At 71.3% G+C, this 6364-nt stretch carries 6 protein-coding genes; 4 read left to right on the top strand and 2 right to left on the bottom strand.

The window, feature by feature from the left end; genetic code table 11:
• The first annotated feature begins 124 nt into the window (after positions 1-124).
• From AB8Z75_RS10035 to tesB, 3 genes are all read left to right on the top strand, one after another.
• Entirely contained in the window at positions 125-751 is a 627-nt protein-coding gene (locus AB8Z75_RS10035; protein WP_369201094.1) for a TetR/AcrR family transcriptional regulator, read from the top strand.
• Positions 752-1028: 277 nt separating this feature from the next.
• Positions 1029-2186, top strand: a complete 1158-nt coding sequence (locus AB8Z75_RS10030) for an acyl-CoA dehydrogenase family protein (protein ID WP_369201093.1) — start codon at positions 1029-1031, stop codon at positions 2184-2186.
• Between the two features lie 67 nt (positions 2187-2253).
• Positions 2254-3201, top strand: a complete 948-nt coding sequence (tesB, locus tag AB8Z75_RS10025; protein WP_369201092.1) for an acyl-CoA thioesterase II — start codon at positions 2254-2256, stop codon at positions 3199-3201.
• Here the strand turns inward: tesB and AB8Z75_RS10020 are convergent.
• Positions 3168-3992: a phosphatase gene (locus tag AB8Z75_RS10020; RefSeq protein ID WP_369201091.1), complete on the bottom strand. Its 825-nt coding sequence runs from the start codon at positions 3990-3992 to the stop codon at positions 3168-3170. The two genes, tesB and AB8Z75_RS10020, sit on opposite strands and share 34 nt — an antisense overlap.
• A gap of 112 nt (positions 3993-4104) precedes the next feature.
• On the opposite strand from AB8Z75_RS10020, the gene speB reads away from it, so the two are divergent.
• Entirely contained in the window at positions 4105-5121 is a 1017-nt protein-coding gene (gene speB, locus AB8Z75_RS10015; RefSeq protein ID WP_369201089.1) for an agmatinase, read from the top strand.
• A gap of 421 nt (positions 5122-5542) precedes the next feature.
• Here speB and map read toward each other — a convergent pair whose 3' ends face one another.
• Positions 5543-6310, bottom strand: a complete 768-nt coding sequence (gene map / locus AB8Z75_RS10010; RefSeq protein WP_369201087.1) for a type I methionyl aminopeptidase — start codon at positions 6308-6310, stop codon at positions 5543-5545.
• Between the last annotated feature and the right edge of the window lie 54 nt (positions 6311-6364).

Here is a 6364-nt window from a genome sequence, read left to right as displayed (position 1 = left end):
GGGCCGGTCGGCACACCGCCCCGCCGGGCCCGCCACCCGCCCGCCGCGCGGCGAGACGGGTTAGTGGCCGTTAACCGACGACTTCAGGTTAACGGCTACTAACGGGGCTGTCTAGAATGGGAGAATGAGCAACAGGACGGCGGCGGGTACAGCTGCACCAAGTCGGCGGGAGCAGATCCTGGGCGAAGCCGCGCGGCTCTTCGCCGAGCGCGGGTTCCACGGGGTGGGGGTCGACGAGATAGGAGCCGCCGTCGGTATCAGCGGCCCGGGGCTCTACCGCCACTTCGCGGGCAAGGACGCGATGCTCGCCGAGTTGCTGGTCGGGATCAGCGAGCGGCTCCACGAGGGCGGGCGGCGCAGGGCGGAGGAGTCGCTGGCGGCCGGACTCGGTCCCGAGGAGGCGCTGGACGCGCTGATCGAGGGGCACATCGACTTCGCGCTCGACGACCGGGAGCTGATCACCCTCCACGACCGCGAACTCGACCGGCTCCCCGAGGCCGACCGCAAGAAGGTCAGGAAGCTCCAGCGGCAGTACGTCGAGCTGTGGGTCTCGGCGCTGCGTGCGGTCTACACCGACCTGACCGAGCTGGAGGCCCGCGTCGCCGTGCACACCGTCTTCGGGCTGCTCAACTCGACGCCGCATCTGAGCGGGTCCTCCTCGATGCCCGACCGCGAGACGACCGCCGCGCTGCTGCACCGCCTGGCGCGCGGAGCCTTCTCGGCCGCTGCTCCGCGCGGCCTCGCACGCTGAGGGCTCGTCCTGCGGGCTCGTCCTGAGGGCTCGCCCTGCGGGCCTTGCTCCGGGCGGGCCTTGCTCGGCGAGGGGCGTCACCGTGTGCCGTGTGCCGTGTGCGGCTGCGGGGTGGGGCGGTGGCCGGTCGCGCCGTTCCCCGCGCCCCTCGGGGGCGCGTCCACGGCGCCGAGGCCGGCGTGAGTGGCTCTGGACAGTGGACATGACCGGTCGGTAGCTTGGGCCGAACAAGCTGAGCAAGCGCTTAGCCATGGCCGAGGCGACGAGGAGGCGTGCTGTGCGCCGCACGGTGTTCAACGAGGACCACGAGGCGTTCCGCCGGACGATCCGCGACTTCATCGCGGATCAGGTCGTGCCCCACTACGCGCAGTGGGCCGAGCAGGGCCACGTCCCCAAGGACTTCTACAAGAAACTCGGCGAGCTGGGCGTCTTCGGCATCGAGGTGCCCGAGGAGTACGGCGGGGCGGGCGAGACCAGCTTCAAGTACAACGCCGTCATCACCGAGGAGTGCGCCCGCGCGGGCGTCAGCTTCGGCGGTTCGAGCGTGCACACGGCGCTCTGTCTCCCGTACATCCTCAAGTACGGCAACGAGGAGCAGAAGAAGCGCTGGCTGCCCGCCTTCGTCTCGGGCGAGATGATGACCGCCATCGCCATGACGGAGCCGGGCACCGGGTCCGACCTGGCCGGGATGAAGACGACGGCGAAGCTGTCCGAGGACGGCACCCACTACGTCCTCAACGGCGCCAAGACCTTCATCACCGGTGGTGTCCAGGCCGACCGCGTCCTGGTGTGCGCCCGTACCGCGCCTCCGACGCCCGAGGACCGGCGGGGCGGCATCTCGATCCTGGTGGTGGACGCCAGGAGCGAGGGCTACGCGGTGGGCCGCAAGCTGGACAAGCTGGGGCTGCGCGCTTCGGACACGGCCGAGCTGTCCTTCACCGACGTCAAGGTCCCGGTCGAGGACCTGCTGGGCGAGGAGGGCAAGGCGTTCGGCTACCTGGGCCAGAACCTTCCCCAGGAGCGGCTCGGGATCGCGCTGGGCGCCTACGCGCAGTCGGCGGCGGCGGTGCGGTTCGCGCACAGTTACGTGAAGGAGCGGACGGTCTTCGGCAAGGAGGTCGCCTCCTTCCAGAACACCAAGTTCGTCCTCGCCGACTGCAAGGCCGACGTGGACGCGATGCAGGCCGTCTGCGACCGCGCTCTCGAAGCGCTGGACGCGGGGGACCTGACGCCGGCCGACGCCGCCTCCGCCAAGCTGTTCACCACCGAGCTGGCGGCCCGGGTGATCGACAAATGCCTCCAGCTGCACGGCGGGTACGGCTACATGCTGGAGTACCCCATCGCCAACCTGTACGCCGACACCCGGGTCTCGAGGATCTACGGCGGTACGAGTGAGGTCATGCGCTCCATCGTCGCGAAGTCCATGGGGCTGTGAATCCTCACCGCGCGCCTGTGATCTGCGACGTAACACCTTCGGACCGCTCCTCGGCAGAATCGGGCGCATGAGCCAAGAACTGACGTCCCTGCTCGACCTGCTCGATCTGGAGCGGGTCGAGCAGGACATCTTCCGCGGCAGCAGCCGTGCCTCCGTGGTCCCCAGGGTCTTCGGCGGCCAGGTCGCGGCGCAGGCGCTCGTCGCCGCGTGCCGCACCGTTCCCGAGGGGCGGCTGCCGCACTCCCTGCACGCGTACTTCCTGCGCTCCGGCGACCCCGGTGCGCCCATCGTCTACACGGTGGACCGGATACGCGACGGGCGTTCCTTCACCACCCGCCGGGTGGTGGGCGTCCAGCACGGGCAGCCGATCTTCCACCTGTCCGCCTCGTTCCAGGTGTACGAGGAGGGGATGGAGCACCAGGAGGCGATGCCGTCGGCGCCGGACCCGGAGACGCTGCCGACGGCACAGGACATGCTGCCGCGCTACCACGGCCTGTTCACCGATCCCCAGGTGCCCGAGAGGCTGTTGCGGGCGCGGGCCGCGGTGGATCTGCGCTACGTGGAGGCGCCGCCGTTCGCCAGTGTCGGCAGTCCCTCCGAGCCGCGCTCACAGGTGTGGTTTCGCACCAACGGCAAGCTGGACGGCATCTCGGACGATCCGATGCTGCACATCTGTCTGGCGACGTACGTCTCGGACATGACGCTGCTGGACTCGGTGCTGCTGGCACACGGCAGGGGCGGCTGGGCGGTCGGTGACGTGGTGGGGGCCAGCCTGGATCACGCCATGTGGTTCCACCGTCCGTTCCGTGCGGACGAGTGGCTGCTCTACGACCAGGAGTCGCCCACCGCGCAGGGTGGCAGGGGACTGGCCAAGGGCAGGATCTTCACCCGGGACGGCCGGCTGGTCGTCTCGGTCATCCAGGAGGGCGTGGTGCGCGTCCCGCGCTCGGAGGGCGGCAACGCGTCGGGGCGTGCGGGAGCTCAGCCGGCCAGTCCGGCCGCCGCGAGCACGTAGGCCGTCATCGGCTCGTAGAAGCGCGGGTCGACGACGTGGTCGTCCAGGGGCACGGTGACCTCCAGCGTGCCCTCCGCCTCACCGAGGAAGAGCGCGGGGTCGTTGCAGTCGGCGAAGCCGACGGTGGTCAGGCCGTGCTGCGCGGCGCGGCCCGCCCAGCCGTGGTCCGCCACCACCAGGTCGGGCAGCCGCTCCCCGGCCTGCTCCAGTCCGTGCAGGACGCCGGCCATGGGCTCGGGGGAGTGGGTGTGCCACAGCGAGGCGCCCCGCTCGTAGACGGCGACGCCCTGGAACTGCACGATGACGCCTTCGTCCGCGAAGACCCGCAGCGGGGAGCGCACGATGTCGCAGCCGGCGGCGCGCAGCGCGGTGGCCAGCGTCCCGTGCATGTCGAGCAGCGCTCCGGGGTGTCCGGTGGCGAACAGCACACGGCCGCGCCCCTCGGCGGCCTTGCGCAGTTCGGCGGCGGCCCGGTCGAGCGCGGCGACGGTCAGTTCGGGGTCGATGGTGTCCTGGCCCGTGCGGTAGTCCGGGTCGTCGCTGACGCCGCAGCGCTCCGCCATGACCGCGAGCACGTCCTGTTCGTCGGCCCAGCGCTCGCCCAGCTCCAGACCGAGCCAGTAGTGCCGGTCGCCGTTGGCCAGCTTGCGGTAGTGGTCGAGGTTGTTCTCCCGCGGAGTGGCGACGTCCCCCGCGATCCGGGTGCGCACCAGGTGGCTGAGCAGCTCGTGGCGGGTGGGCGCTTCCGGGAGCGGCAGAGGGAGCGACACGGGCAAGAGAGGCTGTGGCATGGGGCCATTGTGTCTCGTACGGGCGCTCGATGGACGGAGTGTCCAAAAGGAGGCGTACGCCGCTCAGTACCGTCTAACGGTCCGGCCACCCGTTCGGCCTACGCTCGACACCATGACCAGCAGCGACAACTCTCCCACCCACGCCTCGCACGACGTGCGGCAGCCGCGCGGTCCCGTCGACTCCTCCAGGGTCCCCCGCTACGCCGGCCCCGCGACCTTCGCGCGGCTGCCCCGGATCGACCAGACGGAGGGCCGTGCGGACGTCGCCGTGGTGGGCGTCCCCTTCGACACCGGGGTCTCCTACCGTCCGGGCGCCCGTTTCGGCGGCAACGCCATCCGTGAGGCGTCCCGGCTGCTGCGCCCCTACAACCCGGCGCAGGACGCCTCACCCTTCGCGCTGGCGCAGGTGGCCGACGCGGGCGACATCGCCGTCAACCCCTTCGACATCGGCGAGGCCCTCGAGACGGTCGAGCACGCGGCGGGGGAACTCCTGGACGCGGGCTCCCGGTTGATGACGCTGGGCGGCGACCACACCATCGCGCTTCCCCTGCTGCGCGCGATGGCCCGCAAGCACGGTCCTGTCGCCCTGCTGCACTTCGACGCGCACCTGGACACCTGGGACACCTATTTCGGCGCTCCCTACACGCACGGCACCCCGTTCCGGCGCGCCGTCGAGGAGGGCGTTCTCGACACCTCGGCGCTCTCCCACGTGGGTACGCGCGGGCCGCTGTACGGGAAGCGGGATCTGGACGACGACGCCAAGATGGGCTTCGGCATCGTCACCTCCGCCGACGTGATGCGCCGTGGGGTGGACGAGGTCGTCGACCAGCTGCGGCAGCGGATCGGCTCCCGGCCGCTGTACGTCTCGATCGACATCGACGTGCTCGACCCCGCGCACGCGCCCGGCACGGGGACCCCGGAGGCGGGCGGGCTGACCTCGCGGGAGCTGCTGGAGATCGTGCGCGGGCTGTCCGACTGCCATCTGATCTCCGCCGACCTGGTCGAGGTCGCCCCCGCCTACGACCACGCGGAGATCACCTCCGTCGCGGCCTCGCACACGGCGTACGAGCTGACGACGCTGATGACACGGCAGATCGCGGACCGGCGCGGGGCCGCGACCGCCGAGTGAGGGGTGCTGATGAGCGGGTTCCGGCCGTGTTGCCGAGCCGACACGGCCGGCCGTTCCCGCTCGTCCGCACGCGTTTGCGGACGCCCGTACCGGTGAGCGGATCAACAGCGCAGGTCGGCGGGGGCTTGACGGGGGGCTGCCGCACACTCCGCCCAGTCACACAGCGCCACTTATTTAATACGCGACGTTACCGAATTTGATCGGTCGATGTGCGTTCCGTGGAAGTTCTCGACAGACTGCATGAGCGATCCCGCGCGGGAAGGCGGTGCGGAGCGCTGAGAAGAGCCGGCCTCGTGGGGGGTGCCGGCCTGAGCGCCTCCAGGGACGCGCCGCCGGTGACCGGGGCGGCACCGGAAGGGCCAGCGGCTCACCGGGCCGCCACCGGTCACTCTCCTGGGGTCCGCCGGGGCGCATGCGCCCCTCAGGGCGCGGTCAGTATCCGCGGTCCCTCCGGTGTGACCGCCACCGTGTGTTCGAAGTGCGCGGCCCTGCTGCCGTCCGTGGTGCACAGTGTCCATCCGTCCGGCGCGGTGAAGAACCCGTCCTGGCCGCCCGCCAGCAGCATGGGCTCGATGGCGAGTGTCAGCCCGGGGCGCAGGGGGAAGCCGCGGCGCGGCCTGCCCTCGTTCGGTACCGCCGGGTCCTCGTGCATGCTGCGGCCGATGCCGTGCCCGCCGAACCCCTGCGGAATGCCGTACCCGGCGGCACGGGCGTGGCTGCCGACGGCGTGCGAGATGTCGCCGAGCCGTCCGCCCGCGACCGCCGCCGCGATGCCCGCCTCCAGCGCGCCCCGCGTCGCGTCGAGCAGCGCCTGGTCCTCGGGGCGTGCGGTGCCCACGCAGAAGCTCACGGCCGCGTCGCCCGTCCAGCCGTCCACCTCGGCACCGCAGTCGACGCTCACCAAGTCCCCGTCGCGCAGCCGGTAGTCGCCGGGGATGCCGTGCACGATGGCGTCGTTGACCGAGACGCACAGGGAGGCGGGGTAGGGCACGGGGGCGAAGTCGGGGCGGTAGTGCAGGAACGGCGAGGTGGCACCCGCCTTGCGGAGCACCTCCCGTGCCACCTCGTCCAGCTCGTTCAGCCGCACGCCCACGCCGGCGGCGGCACGGGTCTCGCGCAGGATGTCGGCGACCACCCGTCCCGCGACGCGCATCGCGTCCAGTGCGGCGTCCGTCTTGATCTCCACCATGACCGTTCCTCTCAGTCGGGGAGGCTGTTCCAATTCTTATACCGGTATTAGTAT

Origin of the sequence: Streptomyces sp. PU-14G (genome assembly GCF_041028275.1) — a bacterium.
Taxonomy (GTDB): Bacteria; Actinomycetota; Actinomycetes; order Streptomycetales; family Streptomycetaceae; genus Streptomyces.
This window is presented reverse-complemented; position numbering and strand designations above follow the sequence as displayed.